Consider the following 20745-nt stretch of genomic DNA (forward strand, 5'->3'; position numbering starts at 1 on the left):
CATGGCCCACCGGCCGTCCGGGAAGTTCAGGAAGACGCTGCTCGGCGGCGGCGCCCTCGTCGTCCTCGCCGGCCTCAACGCGCCGGCGGCCCTCTCCTTCGCCGAGGAGAAGTACCACGCCTACAAGATCGCCCAGCCCGGCTACAAGGCGCGGTACGGCTCCTGGGCGCCGGTGGAGGTCCCCGGCGAGTACCGCCTCAACGCCATCCACGCGGCGCTCCTGCGCACCGGCAAGGTCCTGCTGATCGCCGGCTCGGGCAACAACCAGAAGAACTTCGACGCCGGGTCGTTCAGGACCGTCCTGTGGGATCCCGCCGCCGGCGCCTTCGAGGACGTCGACACCCCGGAGGACTTCTTCTGCGCCGGCCACAGCCAGCTCCCGGACGGCCGCCTGCTGGTGGCCGGCGGCACGGCCCGCTACGAGGTCCTGGACGGCGAGGTGAAGCGGGCGGGCGGCGCCATGCGTGTCAAGAACGAGAGCCCCGACAAGGCGGTCACCCTCCCCAAGGGGACCGTCTTCCGCTCGCCCTCGGGCGTCGAGTACGTCTCCCGCTTCGACGTCACCGTGCCCAGGGCGAAGCGCGAGTTCGCGGTCTCCTACGACCGCGGCGGCCGGATGAAGCCCTGGGAGACCAAGGTCACCGCCGCGGAGGCCCGGGTCTTCGTCGAGGCCAGGAAGGAGGGTCCGGAGGGGCTGACGACGCAGGCGGCCCAGTACCGGGTCGTCGGGCTGACCGGCCGGGACGCCCGGAACGTCTACGGCCTCGCGCAGAAGCTCACCACCGGGAAGCAGGACTTCCAGGGCATCAGGTCGGCGTACGAGTTCGACCCGCTCGCCGAGCGGTACGTGCCCGTCGCGCCCATGAAGGACGCCCGCTGGTACCCCACGCTCGTCACCCTCCAGGACGGCCGGGTCCTCGCCGTGTCAGGGCTCAACGACGTCGGCGACGTCGTCCCCGGCGACAACGAGGTCTACGACCCGAGGACCGGGAAGTGGACGAAGGGCCCCACCCGCTACTTCCCGACCTACCCGGCCCTCTTCCTCACGAAGGGCGGCAAGCTCTTCTACACCGGCTCCAACGCCGGCTACGGCCCCGCCGACGAGGGTCGCGTCCCCGGCCTGTGGGACCTGCGCAGGAACGTCTTCCAGGAGATCCGCGGCATCGACGACCCGGACCAGCTGGAGACCTCCGCCTCCCTCCTGCTGCCACCGGTCCAGGACCAGAGGCTGATGGTCCTCGGCGGGGGCGGGGTCGGCGAGTCCCCGTTGTCCACCCCGCGCACGGCGATCATCGACCTCAAGGAGGAGAGCCCCGTCTTCCGCCCCGGCCCCTCCCTCCCGCAGGGCACCCGCTACCTCAGCAGCGTCCTGCTGCCGGACGACACGGTCTTCACCACCGGCGGCTCGTCCGACTACCGCGGGCGCGGCGCCAGCGACGTCCTCAAGGCGCAGTTCTACGACCCCGCGGCGGGCACCTTCCGCCCGGCCGCCGACCCCACCGTCGGCCGCAACTACCACTCCGAGGCGCTGCTGCTGCCGGACGGGCGCGTCGCCACCTTCGGCTCCGACCCGCTCTTCGGGAACAAGGACGGCACCAAGCTCGGCACCTTCGAGCAGCGCGTGGAGGTCTACACCCCGCCCTACCTCCAGGGCGACGCCGCGCGCCGGCGCCCGGTGCTCGGCGCGGGGCCGCGGGAGCTGGACCGCGACGGCCGGGCCACCTTCCGCACCCGGGACGCCGCCCGCATCACCAAGGCCCGGCTGCTGCGCCCCAGCGCCGTCACCCACACCACGGACGTCGAGCAGCGGTCGGTCGAGCTGGGCCTGACGCGCACCGCGGACTCGGTGACCGTCGAGGCGCCCCTCGACCCGAGCCTGGTGCCGCCCGGCTGGTACATGCTGTTCGCCCTGGACGCCGAGGGCCGCCCGTCGGTGGCCCGCTGGATCCAGGTCCCCGCCCGGGGCTGACCGGCGGCGGACCGACCGGACGGACCCCGGCCGGCCTCCCGGGGCCGGCCGGCGGCGGGCCGGGCCGGTCGCGCGGGGCCGGGCCGGCCGCGGTGGCCCGTCGCGCGGGGGTCGGCCGCGCGGGTCAGTCGGCGGCGCCCGGCCCGCCGCGCGCGGGTCGGTCGGCGGCGCGACGGGCCAGGCCGAGGGCGTACTCCGGCCACCAGGTGCCCGCCGCGGGGCCGCCCCGGCAGGTGCCGTCGGACTCGCCGGGCCGCTTGATCCACAGGTACGCGTCCACCAGCCGGTCGCCGGTGCGGACGGTGGGCGGCGTGCCCAGGGCGCGGCCGGGCGGGTTGCACCAGGACTCCTCGCCGCCCTCCGCGCCGGAGAGCGGGCCGAGGCCGTTGCGGCTGCTGTCGACGGTGAAGTGGAGGCCGCCGAGGAGGCCGGACAGCCGCTTTCCGAAGGCCACCACGACCTCGTCGGTCTGGAAGTTCGAGACGTTCAGCGCGAAGCCGTCCGCCCGCTCGGCACCGGCCCGCCGCAGCGGTTCGACGAGCTTGCCCGGGTCCTTGATCCACGCCGGGTTGCCGGCGTCCAGGTACACCTTCGTGCGCGGTTGCCGCTTCAGCCGGTCCACCGCCTCCGACAGCAGCCGGTACCGCTCCTCGGCGGAGCCGCCCGCGCAGCCGTCCACCAGGTGCGGCACGGCGTCCGGCTCCAGCACGACGACGGCGGGCGCGTCGCCGACGGCCCCGGCGAAGGCGTCGATCCACGCCCGGTAGGCGTCCGCGTCCGGCGCTCCGCCGGCGGAGTACCGGCCGCAGTCGCGCTGCGGGATGTCGTACGCGACGAGGACGACCGTGCGCCCGTCGCGGGCGGCGCCGCGCACCGCCTCGGTGACGTCCGGCACGGGGTCGTCGCCGGCCGGCCAGACGGCGGCCGGGCGGTCGGCGATGCGCCGCATGAGGCGCGCGTCCTCGGTCCGGCCGGCCGCCTCGTACGCCGCGGCCTGGCGGGCGGCGTCGCTCCGCGGGTCGACCCAGAAGGGGGAGTCGGCGTGGGGCGCCGCGGCCTCGCCCCGCCCGGCGGAGGCGGCGGACGGCCGCTCCCCGGCCCTGTCGCCGACCCCCGCGCCGCCGGGCGAGCAGCCTGCGGCGGGGAGCGCGGCGGCGAGGGCGGCGGTGAGCGTCAGGAGGAGCGGCGCGCGGGACGACGAACGGCGACCGGACATCACGATCCCTTGGCTGGCTGCGAACAGTCCGGGCAATCGTGGCATAACGGGCAAGGGGCGGCGGGGTGCGACACCGCGGGCCCCGGGTGCGCGGGGGTCGACCGAAGCGTGAGACCGGGCTGACCGCCATGTGGCCACTCGGTAAGGTCGACCGCGTGCCGAAGCCGCTCAGTCTCCCCTTCGACCCCATCGCCCGCGCCGACGAGCTCTGGCGGCAGCGCTGGGGCCCGGTGCCCTCGATGGGCGCGATCACCTCGATCATGCGCGCCCACCAGATCCTGCTGGCCGAGGTCGACGCCGTGGTCAAGCCGTACGGGCTGACCTTCGCGCGGTACGAGGCACTGGTGCTGCTCACCTTCTCCAAGGCGGGCGAGCTGCCCATGTCGAAGATCGGCGAGCGGCTCATGGTCCACCCCACGTCCGTGACCAACACCGTCGACCGGCTGGTCCGCTCCGGTCTCGTGGGCAAGCGCCCCAATCCGAACGACGGCCGCGGCACCCTCGCCGCGATCACGGAGAAGGGGCGCGAGGTGGTCGAGGCCGCCACGGCCGACCTGATGGCCATGGACTTCGGCCTGGGCGCGTACGACGCGGAGGAGTGCGCCGAGATCTTCGCGATGCTGCGGCCGCTGCGGGTGGCGGCGGGCGACTTCGACGAGGGGTGAGCGGGGTCCCGGGGGCGCCGCCGGGCGGCGGGCGACCGGGACGGCCGGCGGGGCCGGCGGCCGGGGCGGGGGCCCTGCCGGCGGCGGTCGGCGGAGGTGAGGGGGCGCGCGAAGATCGCCCGGATCGGGTGGTTACGCTCGATGCCATGAAATCCAGCGTGCTGACCCGTTACCGGGTGATGGCCTACGTCACGGCCGTCATGCTCCTCGTGCTCTGTACGTGCATGGTCGCCAAGTACGGCTTCGGCGTGGGTGAGGACGTCACCTTCGTGGTCTCGCAGACCCACGGCGTGCTGTACATCATCTACCTCGTCTTCGCCTTCGACCTGGGCTCCAAGGCCCGCTGGCCGTTCGGCAAGCTGCTGTGGATCCTGCTGAGCGGCACGATCCCCACCGCGGCCTTCTTCGTCGAGCGCAAGGTCGCGCGCGAGGTCCGGCCGCTGGTCGTCGACGCCACGCCGGTCACGGCCAAGGCGTAACCGCACCCTCCCGACCGCCGGGCGCGGGGCGCGCCCGGCGGTCGGCCATCGACATTTACTAGGACGTCCTAGTAAATTCGAGGTATGGACGCTGACGCCATCGAGGAAGGCCGCCGACGCTGGCAGGCCCGCTACGACGCCGCCCGCAAGCGCGACGCCGACTTCACCACGCTCTCCGGCGACCCCGTGGAGCCCGCGTACGGGCCCCGGCCCGGCGACACCTACGACGGCTTCGAGCGGATCGGCTGGCCCGGTGAGTACCCCTTCACCCGCGGCCTGTACGCGACCGGCTACCGGGGCCGCACCTGGACCATCCGCCAGTTCGCCGGCTTCGGCAACGCCGAGCAGACCAACGAGCGGTACAAGATGATCCTCGCGGCGGGCGGCGGCGGCCTCTCCGTCGCCTTCGACATGCCGACGCTCATGGGCCGCGACTCCGACGACCCCCGCTCCCTCGGCGAGGTCGGCCACTGCGGCGTCGCCATCGACACCGCCGCCGACATGGAGGTCCTCTTCCAGGGCATCCCGCTCGGGGACGTCACCACGTCGATGACGATCAGCGGCCCCGCCGTGCCCGTCTTCTGCATGTACCTCGTCGCCGCCGAACGGCAGGGCGTCGACCCGTCCGTCCTCAACGGCACGCTCCAGACGGACATCTTCAAGGAGTACATCGCCCAGAAGGAGTGGCTCTTCCAGCCCGAGCCCCACCTGCGGCTCATCGGCGACCTGATGGAGCACTGCGCGGCGCACATCCCCGCGTACAAGCCCCTGTCGGTCTCCGGCTACCACATCCGCGAGGCCGGCTCGACGGCCGCGCAGGAGCTCGCGTACACCCTCGCCGACGGCTTCGGCTACGTGGAGCTCGGCCTCTCGCGCGGCCTGGACGTCGACGTCTTCGGCCCCGGTCTGTCCTTCTTCTTCGACGCGCACCTCGATTTCTTCGAGGAGATCGCAAAGTTCCGCGCGGCCCGCCGTATCTGGGCCCGCTGGATGAAGGAGGTCTACGGCGCCAAGACGGACAAGGCGCAGTGGATGCGCTTCCACACGCAGACCGCGGGTGTCTCCCTCACCGCCCAGCAGCCCTACAACAACGTCGTGCGCACGGCGGTCGAGGCGCTCGCCGCGGTGCTCGGCGGCACCAACTCCCTGCACACCAACGCCCTCGACGAGACCCTCGCCCTCCCCTCCGAGCAGGCCGCCGAGATCGCCCTGCGCACCCAGCAGGTCCTCATGGAGGAGACCGGCGTCGCCAACGTCGCCGACCCGCTGGGCGGCTCCTGGTACGTCGAGCAGCTCACGGACCGCATCGAGGCGGACGCCGAGAAGATCTTCGACCAGATCAAGGAGCGCGGCCTGCGGGCCCACCCCGACGGCCGGCACCCCATCGGTCCCATGACCTCCGGCATCCTGCGCGGCATCGAGGACGGCTGGTTCACCGGCGAGATCGCCGAGGCCGCCTTCCGCTACCAGCAGTCCCTGGAGAAGGGCGACAAGAAGGTCGTCGGCGTCAACTGCCACACCGGCTCCGTCACCGGCGACCTGGAGATCCTGCGCGTCAGCCACGAGGTGGAGCGCGAGCAGGTCCGCGTCCTCGCCGCCCGAAAGGCCCGGCGCGACGACGCCCGTGTGCGCTCCGCGCTCGACGCGATGCTCGCCGCCGCCCGGGACGGCTCCAACATGATCGGGCCCATGCTCGACGCGGTACGCGCCGAGGCGACCCTCGGCGAGATCTGCGACGTCCTGCGCGACGAGTGGGGGACGTACACCGAACCGGCGGGCTTCTGACCGCCCCGCGCCCCCGCCGCCGAGGGCCGCTCGGTCCCGGCGGGGCGCTCGGCTCCGGCGGGGGGCGTTCGGCTGCGCCGGAAACCGTTCGACCCCGGCGGATCCCGGCGTGCATGCTGGGCCCCATGCACGTCGAGATCCGTGAGGCCACCGCCGGCGACTGGCCCGCCATCTGGCCCTTCTTCCGGAAGATCGTCGCCGCCGGCGAGACCTTCACCTACCCGGTGGACCTCGCCGAGGACGAGGCGGGCGGCTGGTGGCTCCTGGAGCCGCCGCACCGCACGGTCGTCGCGGTCGACCCGGCCGGCACGGTCGTGGGGACGGCGAAGATGAACCGCAACCAGGCCGGCAACGGCGCGCACGTCGCCAGCGCCAGCTACATGGTCGACCCGGCCCACGGCGGGCGCGGCATCGGACGGGCCCTCGTCCGCCACAGCCTCGACTGGGCCCGGGCGGCGGGGTACCGGGGCATGCAGTTCAACGCCGTCGTGGAGACCAACGAGCACGCGGTACGGCTCTACGAGGACCTGGGGTTCCGGGTCGTCGGCACCGTCCCGGGGGCCTTCCGCCACCCGGTGCGCGGCTACACCGGCCTGCACGTGATGTACCGGGAGCTGTGACCCGCGAGCTGTGACCCGCGAGCCGTGACCCGCGGGTGGCGGCTCGCGGGCGGTGGTGCCGCCGGGACGCCCCCCGGCGGGTCAGTCGGGGGAGACGGCGGCGAGTCCGCCGAGGAGCAGCGCCGTGAACCGCCGGGCCCACTCCCGGTCGACGGGCTCCCCGCTCACCAGCGCCCGGTGGACCACCGCGCCCGCGATCACGTCGAAGATCAGGTCGTCCGTGCCGTCCGCCGTGCCGCCGCCCTCCTGGCCCTCGGCGGGCGGGGGCAGCTCCCCCCGGGCCTGGGCGCGGGCCCTGCCCTGCAGGACGAGGCGCTTCTGCCGTTCGACGATCGAGGTGCGGATCCGCTCGCGCAGCGGCTCGTCGCGGGTCGACTCGGCGACGACGGCCATCAACGCCGTCTTCGCCTCCGGCCGCTCCAGCAGCGCGGCGAACTGGCGCACCACGCCCTCGACGTCCGCCGCGAGACTGCCCCGGTCGGGGAGCTCCAGCTCGTCGAAGAGGACGGCGACGGCGTCCACGACGAGCTCGTTCTTGCCCGCCCAGCGCCGGTACAGGGTGGTCTTGGCGACGCCCGCGCGGGTGGCGACGTCGCTCATCGACAGCTTGGACCAGCCCAGCTCGACCAGGGCCGCGCGGGTCGCCTCCAGGATCGCGGTGTCCGCCGCGGCGCTGCGCGGACGCCCGGGGCGGCCGGGGCCGGTGGGGGGAGTGGCGGCGGGGCGGCTGCACATGACGGCGACCATACCGGCGGGTAGCTCGGCTGCCCCCGATGCCACGCGTGTGAGCCACTTCACTCCGCTCGCCCGGCCCGCGTCCCCCGCGCCCCAGTTACGCTACGACGCGTAGCGAAAGGCTGGGACCAGCCCGCAGCGACGACCACGGCACCCGGTGGGGACCCGGTGCCACCACGGCTCGAGCCATGACGTACCGGTAACGCGCGCGGAAGGGGGAGGATGTACCCATGCAGCCTAGGAACATGTCCATGAGCGGCGTCGTCGACCTCGCCGCGGTGAAGGCGGCCACAGAGGCCAAGGCGAAGGCGGAGCAGTCCCGCGCGCAGGCGTCCCGGGAGGGCGGCTCCGGCGCCGTGCCCCCGTCCGCCCTGGTGATCGACGTCGACGAGGCCGGCTTCGAGCGCGACGTCATCCAGCGGTCGGCCGAGGTGCCGGTCGTCATCGACTTCTGGGCCGAGTGGTGCGAGCCCTGCAAGCAGCTCGGGCCGCTGCTGGAGCGCCTGACCGTCGAGTACGGCGGCCGCGTCCTCCTGGCGAAGGTCGACGTCGACGCCAACCAGATGCTCATGCAGCAGTTCGGGATCCAGGGGATCCCGGCGGTCTTCGCGGTCGTCGCCGGTCAGGCGCTGCCGCTCTTCCAGGGCGCGGCGCCCGAGGCCCAGATCCGCCAGACCCTCGACCAGCTGGTCCAGGTCGCCGAGCAGCGCTTCGGCCTCACCGGTCTGGTCGTCGACGCGGAGGGCGAGGGCCCCGGGGCCGGCGCCGCCGCCGTGCCGGCCGGGCCGTACGACGCCCTGCTGGAGGCGGCGGTGCGCGCGCTGGACGCGAACGACATCCCGGGCGCCGTCCAGGCGTACAAGAACGTCCTGGTCGACGACCCCGGCAACACCGAGGCGAAGCTGGGCCTCGCCCAGGCCGAACTCCTCGGCCGCGTGCAGGGCGCGGACCCGCAGCAGGTCCGCAAGAACGCCGCCGACGACCCCGCCGACGTGCCGGCGCAGCTCGCCGCCGCCGACCTGGACCTGGTGGGCGGACACGTCGAGGACGCCTTCGGGCGGCTCGTCGACACCGTGCGGCGCACGGCCGGTGACGACCGCGACGCGGCGCGGGTGCGGCTGCTGGAGCTGTTCGAGGTCATCGGTTCCGACGACCCGCGCGTGATCAAGGCCCGCGGCGACCTGGCGCGCGTGCTGTTCTGAGCCGCGCACCGGCCTGACGGTCCGTCGAACCGGCGGAGAGCGAGGGACGGCGGCCGCGCTTTGCCAAATCTTGGCAAACGCGGCCGCTGTTACTTCCAGTAAGTCGACGCCGCCCTTATGTCCCGCCATCGCCCCCGAAATCACCTTCTGTCGAACCGGTGGGTAGCACCGTGAGTGCCTGGGCGACGGCACGCCGTCGCACCCGGTTTATCGAGTCGTTACTAGCGGGTAACGAACCCCCTTGTGCCCCGGGCCCGAATGGACCACGATCGGCCACGCTCGGTCCAACCCCGTACCAGCCCGGCCATCAGCCGCGCCGCGAGTGGTTGGGTCCCCACCGAGTGGGCCGGGGCACCTGCGCCGGCCGTGGACAGGGGGGTTCCTGCCGACCGGCAGGGCCTGTCCGAACGGGCCGCGCGGACGCCTGCGCCGAGCGGCACGGTGGTTGTCGCTCGGGGGTGATCGCCGGTGATCCGGACGCTGTTCGCGCCCGATCCGCGGGCGTTCCCCTTCCCGAGGACGTAGCACTTCTCCCATCCCAGGACGGGCCTTCCGGGTCCGGCCCGGAGATGTACGTCCGAGAAGGAGGAATCTATGCAGTCCCAGATGCGCGGTGGGACCAGATGGAAGCGGTTCGCCGTCGTGATGGTCCCCGGTGTGGCCGCGACGGCCGCGATAGGCGTCGGGCTCGCCCAGGGCGCGCTCGCCGCGTCGTTCGCCGTCTCCGGCCAGGAGTTCAAGGTCACGGCGGAGTACCTCGACGGCCGCGGGTTCGCCCAGTACGGCGGCGTCGACATGGGGTACGCGAACGTCAAGGAAGGTGACCAGGTCGTCCCGCGGCCGGTCGCGATCTCGACGTTCAAGAACGCCAGGATCACCAACATGTGCCAGTCGGTGGTCACGCCGGACGTCCCGGTCTTCGGCAAGATCACGCTGAAGCTGAAGGCCGGCGAGGACCCGAAGAACCCGGTCGTCGCGGAGAACCTGTACCTCGACGTCACGGATCTGAAGGCCGACGCCGAGTTCGACAACATCGACATCGGCATGGCGGCCAAGGACACCGGCCAGGGCGGCAAGTTCGCCAAGGGCCCGGTCGTCAAGGACCACAACATCAACCAGAACGGCTTCGCCCAGCAGGCGACCCGTGCCCAGCTCCGCAACGTCGAGCAGAGGGCGTGGGCGACCACGGCCGCGTCCTTCAAGCTGAGCGGTCTCAGCATGAAGCTGCTCAAGGGCGACGGCCCGGGCGTCGAGTGCTACTGACCGGTGAACCGTGAGGGCGGGTGGGGCGCTCGCAGCGTCCCCACCCGCCCGACTCCCACCTCGACAAGCAACACCAGTACCAGGGAGCTTCCATGAGCGCCGAGTCGCCGGAGCAGAACGAGCACTACGTCCGCGTCCTCAGGAGGCGGTTCCGTGACTGGCGGGGCAGCCGGCCGTTCTGGGCGGGCCTCTTCACCCTGCTGGGTGGAATCCCCATCGCCTACTTCCCGTACGCGAGTCTCCAACTCGGGCAGATGACCCTTTCGATGGCGACGACCACGGGCGCCGGAGCACTGATCATCGGGGGGCTGCTGGTCACCCTCGGCCTGACCATGTGGTACCAGCAGGCCGTACGCATCTTCGCGGGCGTCGCCGCCATCCTCCTCGCCCTCGTCTCCATCCCGGTGGCGAACCTGGGCGGTTTCGTCATCGGTTTCCTCATGGCCCTCGTCGGTGGAGCGCTCTCCATCGCCTGGGCGCCCGGCCGGCCGGAGGACGAGCCGGAACACGACCTGCGGCCCCGCGCGGACGACCCGCTGGAGCCGTTCCACGCACGCACGTACGACACCGAGACGACTGTCGACGCCAACGGCGGGAGGAACAGTGCGGGGTGACGAGACGCAGCCGGCGGTGGCCGACGGCGAGGCCGCACGCACCAGGAGGGGGCCGCGGCACGCGGCTCCGCGCAAGTCGCTGCTGACGAAGTTGCAGGCCCCGGCGGGCAAGGCGCTGGCCCTGGCCGCGATGCCCACGGCCGTCCTGGTCGGCATCAGCCTGACGCCGAGGCCGGCGCTCGCCGACGAGAAGGACATCCCCTTCGCACCCGGTCCGTGCGTCACGCAGTCGGACGAGCCGGCCGAGTCGCAGGAGCCGAAGCCGAGCACGTCCGCGACGGCCTCGCCCTCCCCGTCCCCGTCGCCCTCCGCGACCGCCTTTCCGGACGGCGGCGGTACGGGTACGGGCCCGAAGCCGCCCGTACCGACGAAGACCCCGTCCGCGGACGCGGCGACGAAGCCGGCGGCGCCCGGGAAGGACCCGCAGGCCGGTACGACGGCCCCGGCCGCCACCCCGTCCCCGGCCGCCACCCCCGCGCCCACGCCGTCCGCGTCCCGCCACCCGCTGGACCCGCTGGGGGTCGGTGGCGCCGTCAAGGACCTGCTCGGCGGACTGGCCGGCGAGCAGGAGGCCTCGGCGCCCACACCCTCCGCGCCCACGGCCGCACCGACACCCGCCCCCTCGTTCACGGCCACCGCGAAGCCGCCCGTGCCCGACGGGCCCGACCGGCCGGAGCGCCCCGACACGGACGGCGACACCGCCCTGGGGACGAAGCCGGGGACCGGGACCGCGGACGGGACCGGGACCGGGGACGCGACCAAGGAGGCGATCAAGGACGCCGCCGACCAGGTCGGCGCCGAGGTCGAGGAGCTGCCCGAGGACGTCAAGGGACGCGAGCCGAAGAAGGACGAGGACGTCCCCGACGGCGCCAAGCCCCCGTTCCCCTGCCCCACCCCGGACCCGCAGGCCCTCGCCGACGCGGAGCCCGAGCCCGGCGTGCCGCACGTCGCGGACCACCCGTGGCGGCTGGAGAGCACGCGGCTCACGCTGCGCGGGCTGAAGTACCACGGCATCGTCGAGGTCCGCACGGGCAGCGGCACGCTGAAGAAGGCCCTGAAGTTCACCGCGTCCGAGGTGGACATCAAGGACCTGCACCAGCTCACCGTCCACGGCGAGGGCCGCACCGGGCACGTCACGTCCCGTCCGGGCTCCACCTCGACGATCACCGGCGGCACGGTGACCATGTACACCGAGAAGCTGAAGGGCAACCTCTTCGGCCTCATACCGATCACCTTCAGCCCGGAGACCCCGCCCCCGCTGGACGTCCCCTACGCCTTCTTCACCGACGTCGAGGTCGTCCAGGCGGCCCAGTTCGGCGGCACCCTCAAGGTGCCCGGCCTGAAGAACTTCATCGAGGGCTGACACCACCCCGGCACGACGGCGGGTGGACCGGCGTCCGCGGGTCAGTCGGTCTCCGGACCGCCCAGGTGGTGGACGCGGACCATGTTCGTGGTGCCGGGGACGCCGGGGGGCGAGCCGGCGGTGATGACCATGGTGTCGCCGGGGTTGTACCGCTGGAGCTTCAGCAGCTCCGCGTCGACCAGGTCGACCATCGCGTCGGTGTTGTCGACGTGCGGGACGACAAAGGACTCGACGCCCCAGCTCAGGGTGAGCTGGTTGCGGGTGGCGGCGTCCGTGGTGAAGGCCAGGATGGGCTGCGTCGCGCGGTAGCGGGACAGCCGGCGGGCGGTGTCACCGGACTGGGTGAAGGCGATCAGGGCCTTGCCGTGCAGGAAGTCGGCGATCTCGGCGGCCGCGCGGGCCACCGAACCGCCCTGCGTACGGGGCTTCTTGCCGGGCACCAGCGGCTGGAGGCCCTTGGAGAGCAGCTCCTCCTCCGCCGCCACGACGATCTTCGACATCGTCCGGACCGTCTCGATGGGGTAGGCGCCCACGGACGACTCGGCCGACAGCATCACGGCGTCGGCGCCGTCCAGGATCGCGTTCGCGACGTCGGACGCCTCGGCGCGGGTCGGGCGCGAGTTGGTGATCATCGACTCCATCATCTGGGTCGCCACGATCACCGGCTTGGCGTTGCGGCGGCACAGCTCGATGAGCCGCTTCTGCACCATCGGGACCTTTTCGAGCGGGTACTCGACGGCCAGGTCGCCGCGCGCCACCATCACGCCGTCGAACGCCATGACGACGTCCTGCATGTTGGCGACGGCCTGCGGCTTCTCGACCTTGGCGATGACCGGGACGCGACGGCCCACCTCGTCCATCACGCGGTGGACGTCCTTGACGTCGCCGGCGTTGCGCACGAAGGAGAGCGCGACCATGTCGCAGCCCATGCGCAGCGCGAACCGCAGGTCCTCGACGTCCTTCTCGGAGAGCGCCGGGACGTTCACCGCCGCGCCCGGCAGGTTGATGCCCTTGTGGTCGGAGACGACACCGCCCTCGATGACGATGGTCCGGACGCGGGCGCCGTCCACCTCCAGGACCTTCAGCTCGACGTTGCCGTCGTTGATCAGGATCTGGTCGCCCTTGGCGACGTCGCCGGGCAGCCCCTTGTACGTGGTGCCGCAGACGGACTTGTCGCCGGGGACGTCCTCGGTGGTGATGGTGAACTCGTCACCCCGCACGAGCTCGACCGGGCCCTCGGCGAAGGTCTCCAGCCGGATCTTCGGGCCCTGGAGGTCGGCCAGCACGCCGACGGCGCGGCCCGTGTCCTCGACCGCTTCGCGGAGGCGGTGGTACCGCTCCTCGTGCTCAGCGTGGGTTCCGTGGCTCATGTTGAAACGGGCCACGTTCATGCCGGCCTCGATGAGCGCTTTCAGCTGCTCGTAGGAGTCGACGGCGGGGCCCAGTGTGCAGACGATTTTGGAACGGCGCATAAGGCGGATCCTATCGGTTTGTTTCTGTGCGGAATATTCCGTCTGGCGGAATGTACAAATGGGCGGGTGACCGCTCAGCCGAGTTCATCGAAGTGCGTGGAGTTTCCCGTTTTCAGTTGCTTACCAGCGAGTACGTCTGTCGTGCGATCTCCAGTTCCTCGTCCGTCGGGACGACCGCCACGGCCACCCGCGCGCCCTCCGGCGAGATCAGCCGCGGCTCGCCGGACCGTACGGCGTTGAGCTCGGGGTCCACCGCGAGGCCCAGCTGCTCCAGGCCCGCCATCGCAGCTTCCCGCACGGGCGCCGCGTTCTCGCCGACACCGGCCGTGAACGCCACGGCGTCCACCCGGCCGAGCACCGCGCAGTACGCCCCGATGTACTTCTTCAGCCGGTGGACGTAAATGTCGAAGGCGAGCCTTGCCCGTTCGTCGCCCTCGTCGATCCGGCGGCGGATCTCCCGCATGTCGTTGTCGCCGCACAGGCCGACGAGGCCGCTCTTCTTGTTCAGCAGCGTGTCGATCTCGTCCACCGACATCCCCGCCACCCGCCGGAGGTGGAAGGTGACGGCCGGGTCGACGTCACCGGAACGCGTGCCCATCACCAGGCCCTCCAGGGGCGTCAGGCCCATCGACGTGTCCACGCACCGCCCGCCCGCCACCGCCGAGGCGGACGCGCCGTTGCCGAGGTGCAGCACGATCACGTTGACCTCGGACGGGTCCTTGCCCAGCAGCCGGGCCGTCTCCCGCGAGACGTACGCGTGCGAGGTGCCGTGGAAGCCGTAGCGCCGGATGCGGTGGGCGTCGGCGGTCTCCACGTCGATCGCGTACCGGGCCGCGTACTCCGGCATCGTGGTGTGGAACGCCGTGTCGAAGACCGCCACCTGCGGCAGGTCGGGCCGCAGCGCCATCGCCGTGCGGATGCCGGTGATGTTCGCCGGGTTGTGCAGCGGGGCGACGGGGACCAGCCGTTCCACCTCCGCCAGCACCTCGTCGGTGACGACGGTCGGCGCGGAGAACCGCAGCCCGCCGTGGACGACCCGGTGGCCGACGGCCGCCAGGTCGGGGGAGTCCAGGCCCAGGCCGTCGGTGGCCAGCTCCTCGGCGACCGCCCCCAGCGCGGCCGTGTGGTCGGCCATCGGCGCGGTCCGCTCGCGCCGCTCCCCGCCCCGCGCGAGCGGCGTGTGCACCAGCCGCGAACCGGACTCGCCGATCCGCTCCACGAGGCCGGCCGCGAGACGGGAGCCGTCACCCATGTCGAGGAGCTGGTACTTCACCGAGGAGGAGCCGGAATTGAGGACGAGGACGCGGGTCGGGCTGGTCACGGTGGCGGTGCTTTCTGTCGTCACGGGAGGGGCGGGGGCGGGGCGGGCCCGCGGGGCCGGGGCGGCGGGCCCCCGGGGGTGGGAGGGGCGGCCGCCCCCGCCCGCGCGGGGGGTCACGCGGGCCGGGTGGCCTGCGCCTGGATGGCGGTGATGGCCACGGTGTTCACGATGTCGCTGACGAGGGCGCCGCGCGACAGGTCGTTCACCGGCTTGCGCAGGCCCTGGAGGACGGGGCCCACGGCCACCGCGCCCGCCGAGCGCTGCACGGCCTTGTAGGTGTTGTTGCCCGTGTTCAGGTCGGGGAAGACCAGCACGGTCGCCCGGCCCGCGACCTCCGACTCGGGCAGCTTGGTCGCGGCGACGGTCGGCTCCACGGCCGCGTCGTACTGGATGGGGCCCTCGATCCTCAGCTCCGGGTGCGCCGCGCGCACCAGCTTCGTCGCCTCGCGGACCTTGTCCACGTCCGCGCCGGTGCCGGAGGTGCCCGTCGAGTACGACAGCATCGCGATCCGCGGCTCGACGCCGAACCGGGCCGCCGTGGCCGCCGACTGCACGGCGATGTCGGCGAGCTGGTCGGCGTCCGGGTCGGGGTTGACCGCGCAGTCGCCGTAGACGAGCACCTTGTCCGCCAGGCACATGAAGAAGACCGACGACACGATCGACGCGTCCGGCTTCGTCTTGATGATCTCGAAGGCGGGCCGGATCGTCGCCGCCGTCGAGTGCACCGACCCGGAGACCATGCCGTCGGCGAGCCCCTCCTGCACCATCAGCGTGCCGAAGTAGTTCACGTCCGACACGACGTCGTAGGCGAGCTCCACCGAGACGCCCTTGTGGGCGCGCAGCTCGGCGTACCGCTCCGCGAACCGCTGCCGCAGCTCCGAGGTGACCGGATCGATCAGCTGGGCACCGGACAGGTCGATGCTCAGGTCGGCCGCCTTGCGGCGGATCGCCTCCGGGTCGCCGAGCAGCGTCAGGTCGCACACGTCGCGGCGGACCAGCACGTCGGCGGCGCGCAGGACCCGCTCCTCCGTGCCCTCCGGCAGGACGACCCGGCGGCGGTCCGCCCGGGCCTGCTCCAGCAGCTCGTGCTCGAACATCATCGGCGTGACGCGGCCGCTGCGGGCCACCGAGATCCGCTTCAGCAGGTCGGCGGTGTCCACGTGCCGCTCGAAGAGGCCGAGCGCGGTCTCCGCCTTGCGCGGCGTCGCCGCGTTCATCTTGCCCTCCAGGGCGAAGAGCTCCGTGGCGGTGGGGAAGCTGTTGCCGCTGACGGCGACGACCGGGGTGCCGGGGGCGAGGCGGGCGGCCAGGGTGAGGATCTCCTCGCTGGGCTGCTCGTTCAGCGTCAGCAGCACGCCCGCGATCGGCGGCGTGCCGGCCGAGTGCGCGGCCAGCGCGCCCACCACCAGGTCGGCGCGGTCGCCGGGGGTCACCACCAGGCAGCCCGGGGTCAGCGCGTTGAGGAAGTTCGGCAGCATCGCGCCGCCGAAGACGAAGTCGAGGGCGTCGCGCGCCAGGCCCGCGTCGTCACCGAGGACCACCCGGGCGCCCAGCGCGTGGGTGATCTGCGCGACCGTGGGCGCGGACAGCGACGGCTGGTCGGGCAGGACGTAGCAGGGGACGGGGAGGCGGGCGGAGAGCCGCTCGGCTATGGCCTCCCGGTCGTCGGCGGCGACCCGGTTCACCACCATCGCGAGGACGTCGCAGCCCAGCCCCTCGTACGCGCGGAACGCGTTGCGCGCCTCGGCCCGCACCGCGTCGGCCGGCCGGCCCTTGCCCCCGACGACGGGGATGACGGAGGCGCCGAACTCGTTGGCGAGGCGCGCGTTGAGGGCGAGCTCGTCGGGCAGCTGGGTGGCGGCGAAGTCCGTACCGAGCACGAGCACCACCTCGTACTCCCGCGCCACCGCGTGGAACCGCTCGACCAGCTGGGACACCAGCTCGTCCGTGCCCTGCTCGGCCTGGAGCGCGGACGCCTCCTGGTAGTCCATGCCGTACACGGTCGCGGGGTCCTGCGGGAGGCGGTAGCGGGCGCGCAGCAGCTCGAAGAGGCGGTCGGGCCCGTCGTGCACCAGCGGGCGGAACACCCCCACCCGGTCCACCTGGCGGGTCAGGAGTTCCATGACCCCCAGCTCCACGACCTGGCGGCCGTCCCCGCGCTCGATCCCGGTCACGTACACGCTGCGCGCCACGCCGTGGTCTCCTGTCCGTCAAGCGAGTGTGCGTCTGGTACCCGTACTGGCCCAAAACATCCCCTGGGAGATGGCCATACCCTCTTGACAATACCTCCGGGAGTGGGTAGAGCGCTTGCCGGGTGTCGGGGTCCGGAACCCCCTCCCGGGCGGCCGGCGGGGCGCTCGGCGCACCCGGCCGTGGGACAATTCGGAAAGGCGCGCCCCCGACGAGTACCGGCCCTCCGGCGTCCGCGACACCGGCCCGACGACACGACTACCGAGCAGGAGACACAGCACGATGCGCATCGGAGTTCTCACCGCAGGCGGCGACTGCCCCGGCCTGAACGCCGTGATCCGGTCGGTCGTGCATCGCGCGCTCACCGGCTACGGGGACGAGGTGATCGGCTTCGAGGACGGGTTCAAGGGCCTCCTCGACGGCCACTACCGGCCCCTCGACCTCAACGCGGTGAGCGGCATCCTCGCCCGCGGCGGCACGATCCTCGGCTCGGCCCGCCTGGAGCGCGCCCGGCTGCAGGAGGCCGCCGAGAACTGCGGCGAGTTGCAGCGCCGGTACGGGATCGACGTCCTCATCCCCATCGGCGGCGAGGGCACCCTGACGGCGGCGCGCATGCTGTCGGACGCGGGCATGCCGGTCGTCGGCGTCCCCAAGACCATCGACAACGACATCTCCTCGACCGACCGGACCTTCGGCTTCGACACGGCCGTGATGGTCGCCACCGAGGCCATAGACCGGCTGAAGACCACCGCCGAGTCCCACCAGCGCGTGATGGTCGTCGAGGTGATGGGGCGTCACGCCGGGTGGATCGCCCTGGAGTCCGGGATGGCCGGCGGCGCCCACGGCATCTGCCTGCCGGAGCGGCCCTTCCAGATCGACGACCTGGTCAAGATGGTCGAGGAGCGGTTCGCGCGGGGCAAGAAGTTCGCGGTGGTCTGCGTCGCGGAGGGCGCGCACCCGGCCGAGGGCACGATGGAGTACCGCAAGGGCGAAATCGACCAGTTCGGCCACGAGCGCTTCCAGGGCATCGGCACCCGGCTCGCCAAGGAGCTGGAGAAGCGGCTCGGCAAGGAGGCCCGCCCGGTGATCCTCGGCCACGTCCAGCGCGGCGGCACGCCGACCGCGTACGACCGCGTCCTCGCGACCCGCTTCGGCTGGCACGCGGTGGAGGCCGCCCACCGCGGCGACTTCGGCCGGATGACGGCGCTGCGCGGCACCGCCATCGCGATGGCGCCGCTCGCGGACGCGACGACCCGGCTGAAGACCGTGCCCGAGGACCGCGTGCTGGAGGCCGAGTCGGTCTTCTGACCGGCGCCCACCCGCGACCCGCGCCGACCGCGACCCGCGGCACCCGCATCACCCCAGCGACCCGCCCGCGGGCGGTCGCGCCGGCGCCCGAGCGGCCTTGATCGTCCCCCCGTGGAGGATCAAGGCCGCTCGTGCGTGGTGCGGCCGAAACCCACTCTTGAGCCTCTCCGCCGGATCAACAAGGCTGGGGCCTTGTCCCGGACATGTCCCACCCCTGTCCGGGGCGGGCCAGGGAGGGGATGGCATGTCCGACCGGGAGAGGGCGCCCGGCCCGGCGGAGGCACGGGACCCCGCGGCGTTCGTCGCCCGCTTGCAGGCGCTCAAGGACTGGTCCGGCCTCACCTACCGCGAGCTGTCCGCCCGTGCCGAGGCGGTCGGCGACAGCCTGCCGCGCTCCACCGTGGCGAACATGCTGGCGCGGGCGACCCTGCCCCGCGAGGAGCTGCTCGCCGTCTTCGTCCGCGCGTGCGGGGCGGGCCCGGCGGAGACGGAGCGGTGGATGGCGGCCCGCGAGGAGATCGCCACCCGCGAGGCCCGCGCCACGACGGGCTGCGGGGCCGCGGCGGCCGAGGGCGCGTCGGGTGACGGGGCTTCACCGGTCCGGGGCGCCGCGGGTGACGGGGCGGCGGGCCGCTGGGGCGGCTCCGGGGCGGGCGGGATCCGGGCGGACGGGGCCGGGGGCGCGGGCCGCAACGGCTCCGGAGGTGCGTCGGACGGGACGCGCCGAATGCCCGGCGGGTTCGCCGCGTGGCCGGGCCGCGGGGGCGGCGACGCCACGGGATCCGGCCACGCGGCGGGCGACGGGAACGGATCCGCGCCCGGCGGCCGGAGCGGTACCGGGGGAACGGGCCGCCCCGCAGGCCCCGCAGGCCCCGGAAGTGCCGGCGGCAGCGGTGGCAGCGGCTCCGCGGCCGGTGGACCGGCCGCGCGCGGGTCCGGACGGGGGACGGCCGGTGCCGGCGTGCGGCGGTGGTGGACGGCGCGGCTCGTGGTGCCGGTCCTCGGCGGTCTCACCCTGGTCGTGGCGCTCACCACCGTCGCCACCCTGCTGCGCGGCACGGACGAGCGGGGCCACGACGACCGGCCCCGGGTCACGGCGCCCGCGCCCGGCCCCGTCCACGTCCGGGCCGTGCACTCCGGACTCTGCCTCAACGAGCGGCCCGGCCAGGACAGCGGTCAGGTGTACCAGGTGGAGTGCGCGGGCGCGGACGTGCCGCGGTACTCCCTCGACCGCCTCGACGGCGGGCTGTGGCGCCTCGTCACCGACCACCCGGACTTCGGGCGCGGCTGCTCCGGCGCCCCGGTCGACGCCCCCGCCGACGTCGAGGCGCCCCTCGCCGACCAGGAGTGCGGCAAGCGGGGCGCCAAGGAGGCGTACGGCATCGAGCCCGCCGAGGGCGGGGCCCACCGGGGCCACCGCGTCCGCAACGCCGCCACCGGCCTGTGCGTGACCGTGCCGGACGGGGAACGCCGGGCGTGGACGGCGGTGGTCCACCGGCCCTGCGCCCCGGACGCGGCGGGCCAGCTCTTCAGCTTCGACCCGCGCCCCCACGAGCGGTGACCCCGTCGGCCCCGCGAGCCGGTGACACCCCGGAGACCGTGACGCCCCCGAGACCGTGACGCCCCCGAGACCGTGACGCCGCGCCAGACGGTCACGCCCCCGAGACCCTCACGCCCCCGAGACCCTCACGCCCCCGAGACCCTCACGCCCCCGAGACCGGCACGTCCCGCCGCCCCGGCGCGCGGTGACCCCGCGCGCCCGCGCGGACGGGGCCGCTACAGCCGGGCCAGCGCCCAGAAGTGGTCCACGATGCGGTCCAGGAACTCCCGCCCGGCCTCGCCGCCGCTCCCCCCGGAGTCGCCCCAGCTGTACGTGGCGACCATCCGCGCCTGGTAGTCGGCGTGCAGCCGCTGGAGCACCTCCTCCAGGTGGTCGCGGCGCAGGGGCAGCAGCTTCGCGGCGGGCCGGACGTACGCCTGCCAGCGCGTGGTCGCCGCGTCGCGCAGGACCGCCGCCAGCTCCTCGTCCCTGCCGGTGGCGTTGAGCAGTTCCCGGGGGCCGAGGCCGAGGGCCTCGGCGAGCGCGGCGGTCTGGCGCTCGTTGCCGCGCCAGCGGCCGGACTCCTCCATCCTCAGGTACGACCGGGTGTCCACGCCGACCCGGCGGGCCAGGTCCTCCGGCGCCATGGCGCGCGCCAGCCGGTGCTCGCGCAGGGTGGTGGCGGCGGCCAGCAGGTCGCCCGGGGAGCACCACAACACGCCCGCCAGGGCGGTGAGCTCGCGGTTGCCGGGCCGGGCCGTGCCGCGTTCCCAGGCGACGACGGTCTCGGGCGGGACGTCCAGCCCGTACTGCGCGCGCAGGCCGTAGGCCACGTGACCGGGCGCCATGCCGAGGCCCTCGCGCAGCCGGCGCGCGGCCAGGGCGTTGAACGGAGGAGGGGAGGAAGGGGGAGACGGGTGCACGCGCACAAGCTAGGTGTGCGGCGTCACACCTGGCTACGGTGTGTTCGACCAAGACCGAATGTTGGAGGAACGTCCAGAAC

General features: G+C 73.5%; 17 protein-coding genes. 11 read left to right on the forward strand and 6 right to left on the reverse strand.

Features of this window, described 5'->3' with window-relative positions; translation table 11 throughout:
• Position 1 precedes the first annotated feature (1 nt).
• Positions 2-1969 carry a radical copper oxidase GlxA gene (gene glxA, locus NRO40_RS20845; RefSeq protein ID WP_257375469.1) on the forward strand — a complete coding sequence of 656 codons (1968 nt, stop codon included), beginning with the start codon at positions 2-4 and terminating at the stop codon, positions 1967-1969.
• A gap of 124 nt (positions 1970-2093) precedes the next feature.
• On the opposite strand, the gene NRO40_RS20850 is transcribed toward glxA, so the two are convergent.
• Positions 2094-3185 (reverse strand): glycoside hydrolase family 6 protein, encoded by a 1092-nt coding sequence (locus tag NRO40_RS20850; RefSeq protein WP_058943644.1) that lies wholly within the window; start codon positions 3183-3185, stop codon positions 2094-2096.
• Between the two features lie 155 nt (positions 3186-3340).
• Between NRO40_RS20850 and NRO40_RS20855 the strand changes: the two genes are divergently transcribed.
• The 4 genes from NRO40_RS20855 to NRO40_RS20870 all read left to right on the forward strand — a co-directional run bounded on the left by NRO40_RS20855 (position 3341) and on the right by NRO40_RS20870 (position 6734).
• The gene (locus NRO40_RS20855) at positions 3341-3850 is read left to right on the forward strand and encodes a MarR family winged helix-turn-helix transcriptional regulator (protein WP_257375470.1); all 510 of its coding nucleotides are present in this window, start codon (positions 3341-3343) and stop codon (positions 3848-3850) included.
• Positions 3851-3996: 146 nt separating this feature from the next.
• Positions 3997-4329, forward strand: coding sequence for a DUF3817 domain-containing protein (locus NRO40_RS20860; protein ID WP_079047288.1), 333 nt, complete (start codon positions 3997-3999; stop codon positions 4327-4329).
• A gap of 84 nt (positions 4330-4413) precedes the next feature.
• Positions 4414-6114, forward strand: coding sequence for an acyl-CoA mutase large subunit family protein (locus tag NRO40_RS20865; RefSeq protein WP_058943647.1), 1701 nt, complete (start codon positions 4414-4416; stop codon positions 6112-6114).
• A 125-nt stretch (positions 6115-6239) separates the two neighbouring features.
• Positions 6240-6734 (forward strand): GNAT family N-acetyltransferase, encoded by a 495-nt coding sequence (locus NRO40_RS20870; RefSeq protein WP_058943667.1) that lies wholly within the window; start codon positions 6240-6242, stop codon positions 6732-6734.
• An 81-nt stretch (positions 6735-6815) separates the two neighbouring features.
• Here the strand turns inward: NRO40_RS20870 and NRO40_RS20875 are convergent, their stop codons facing one another.
• On the reverse strand, positions 6816-7469 hold the full coding sequence (locus tag NRO40_RS20875) for a TetR/AcrR family transcriptional regulator (protein ID WP_058943668.1): 654 nt from the start codon (positions 7467-7469) through the stop codon (positions 6816-6818).
• A 230-nt stretch (positions 7470-7699) separates the two neighbouring features.
• Here NRO40_RS20875 and NRO40_RS20880 point away from each other — a divergent pair, with 230 nt between their 5' ends.
• The 4 genes from NRO40_RS20880 (at position 7700) to NRO40_RS20895 (ending at position 11911) form a co-directional block, all read left to right on the forward strand.
• Positions 7700-8671 carry a tetratricopeptide repeat protein gene (locus NRO40_RS20880; RefSeq protein WP_058943648.1) on the forward strand — a complete coding sequence of 324 codons (972 nt, stop codon included), beginning with the start codon at positions 7700-7702 and terminating at the stop codon, positions 8669-8671.
• Positions 8672-9265: 594 nt separating this feature from the next.
• The gene (locus tag NRO40_RS20885; RefSeq protein ID WP_058943649.1) at positions 9266-9934 is read left to right on the forward strand and encodes a DUF6230 family protein; all 669 of its coding nucleotides are present in this window, start codon (positions 9266-9268) and stop codon (positions 9932-9934) included.
• 92 nt (positions 9935-10026) lie between these two features.
• Positions 10027-10548: a DUF6114 domain-containing protein gene (locus NRO40_RS20890; protein ID WP_058943650.1), complete on the forward strand. Its 522-nt coding sequence runs from the start codon at positions 10027-10029 to the stop codon at positions 10546-10548.
• Entirely contained in the window at positions 10538-11911 is a 1374-nt protein-coding gene (locus tag NRO40_RS20895; RefSeq protein ID WP_058943651.1) for a hypothetical protein, read from the forward strand. Before NRO40_RS20890 ends, NRO40_RS20895 begins: the two co-directional genes overlap by 11 nt.
• 41 nt (positions 11912-11952) lie before the next feature.
• Here the strand turns inward: NRO40_RS20895 and pyk are convergent, their stop codons facing one another.
• The 3 genes from pyk to pta form a co-directional block, all read right to left on the reverse strand.
• Positions 11953-13383: a pyruvate kinase gene (gene pyk, locus NRO40_RS20900; protein WP_058943652.1), complete on the reverse strand. Its 1431-nt coding sequence runs from the start codon at positions 13381-13383 to the stop codon at positions 11953-11955.
• Positions 13384-13495: 112 nt separating this feature from the next.
• Positions 13496-14704, reverse strand: a complete 1209-nt coding sequence (locus tag NRO40_RS20905) for an acetate kinase (protein WP_058943653.1) — start codon at positions 14702-14704, stop codon at positions 13496-13498.
• A 113-nt stretch (positions 14705-14817) separates the two neighbouring features.
• On the reverse strand, positions 14818-16896 hold the full coding sequence (gene pta / locus NRO40_RS20910) for a phosphate acetyltransferase (RefSeq protein WP_058943654.1): 2079 nt from the start codon (positions 16894-16896) through the stop codon (positions 14818-14820).
• 280 nt (positions 16897-17176) lie between these two features.
• Here pta and NRO40_RS20915 point away from each other — a divergent pair, with 280 nt between their 5' ends.
• Positions 17177-18202, forward strand: coding sequence for an ATP-dependent 6-phosphofructokinase (locus tag NRO40_RS20915; protein WP_058943655.1), 1026 nt, complete (start codon positions 17177-17179; stop codon positions 18200-18202).
• Between the two features lie 244 nt (positions 18203-18446).
• A complete protein-coding gene (locus tag NRO40_RS20920; RefSeq protein WP_058943656.1) occupies positions 18447-19763 on the forward strand; it encodes a helix-turn-helix domain-containing protein in 1317 nt (438 codons plus the stop codon).
• A gap of 215 nt (positions 19764-19978) precedes the next feature.
• On the opposite strand, the gene NRO40_RS20925 is transcribed toward NRO40_RS20920, so the two are convergent.
• The gene (locus tag NRO40_RS20925) at positions 19979-20671 is read right to left on the reverse strand and encodes a helix-turn-helix domain-containing protein (RefSeq protein WP_079047291.1); all 693 of its coding nucleotides are present in this window, start codon (positions 20669-20671) and stop codon (positions 19979-19981) included.
• Positions 20672-20745: the final 74 nt, after the last annotated feature.

It is taken from the genome of Streptomyces changanensis, assembly GCF_024600715.1.
Lineage (GTDB): Bacteria > Actinomycetota > Actinomycetes > Streptomycetales > Streptomycetaceae > Streptomyces > Streptomyces changanensis.

What these genes read in the sequence shown, in the direction of transcription:
- glxA (WP_257375469.1), top strand. Translation starts at nt 2, where the DNA reads ATGGCCCACCGGCCGTCCGGGAAGTTCAGGAAGACGCTGCTCGGCGGC.
- NRO40_RS20850 (WP_058943644.1), bottom strand. Translation starts at nt 3,185, where the DNA reads ATGTCCGGTCGCCGTTCGTCGTCCCGCGCGCCGCTCCTCCTGACGCTC.
- NRO40_RS20860 (WP_079047288.1), top strand. Translation starts at nt 3,997, where the DNA reads ATGAAATCCAGCGTGCTGACCCGTTACCGGGTGATGGCCTACGTCACG.
- NRO40_RS20865 (WP_058943647.1), top strand. Translation starts at nt 4,414, where the DNA reads ATGGACGCTGACGCCATCGAGGAAGGCCGCCGACGCTGGCAGGCCCGC.
- NRO40_RS20870 (WP_058943667.1), top strand. Translation starts at nt 6,240, where the DNA reads ATGCACGTCGAGATCCGTGAGGCCACCGCCGGCGACTGGCCCGCCATC.
- NRO40_RS20875 (WP_058943668.1), bottom strand. Translation starts at nt 7,469, where the DNA reads ATGTGCAGCCGCCCCGCCGCCACTCCCCCCACCGGCCCCGGCCGCCCC.
- NRO40_RS20880 (WP_058943648.1), top strand. Translation starts at nt 7,700, where the DNA reads ATGCAGCCTAGGAACATGTCCATGAGCGGCGTCGTCGACCTCGCCGCG.
- NRO40_RS20885 (WP_058943649.1), top strand. Translation starts at nt 9,266, where the DNA reads ATGCAGTCCCAGATGCGCGGTGGGACCAGATGGAAGCGGTTCGCCGTC.
- NRO40_RS20890 (WP_058943650.1), top strand. Translation starts at nt 10,027, where the DNA reads ATGAGCGCCGAGTCGCCGGAGCAGAACGAGCACTACGTCCGCGTCCTC.
- pyk (WP_058943652.1), bottom strand. Translation starts at nt 13,383, where the DNA reads ATGCGCCGTTCCAAAATCGTCTGCACACTGGGCCCCGCCGTCGACTCC.
- NRO40_RS20915 (WP_058943655.1), top strand. Translation starts at nt 17,177, where the DNA reads ATGCGCATCGGAGTTCTCACCGCAGGCGGCGACTGCCCCGGCCTGAAC.
- NRO40_RS20920 (WP_058943656.1), top strand. Translation starts at nt 18,447, where the DNA reads ATGTCCGACCGGGAGAGGGCGCCCGGCCCGGCGGAGGCACGGGACCCC.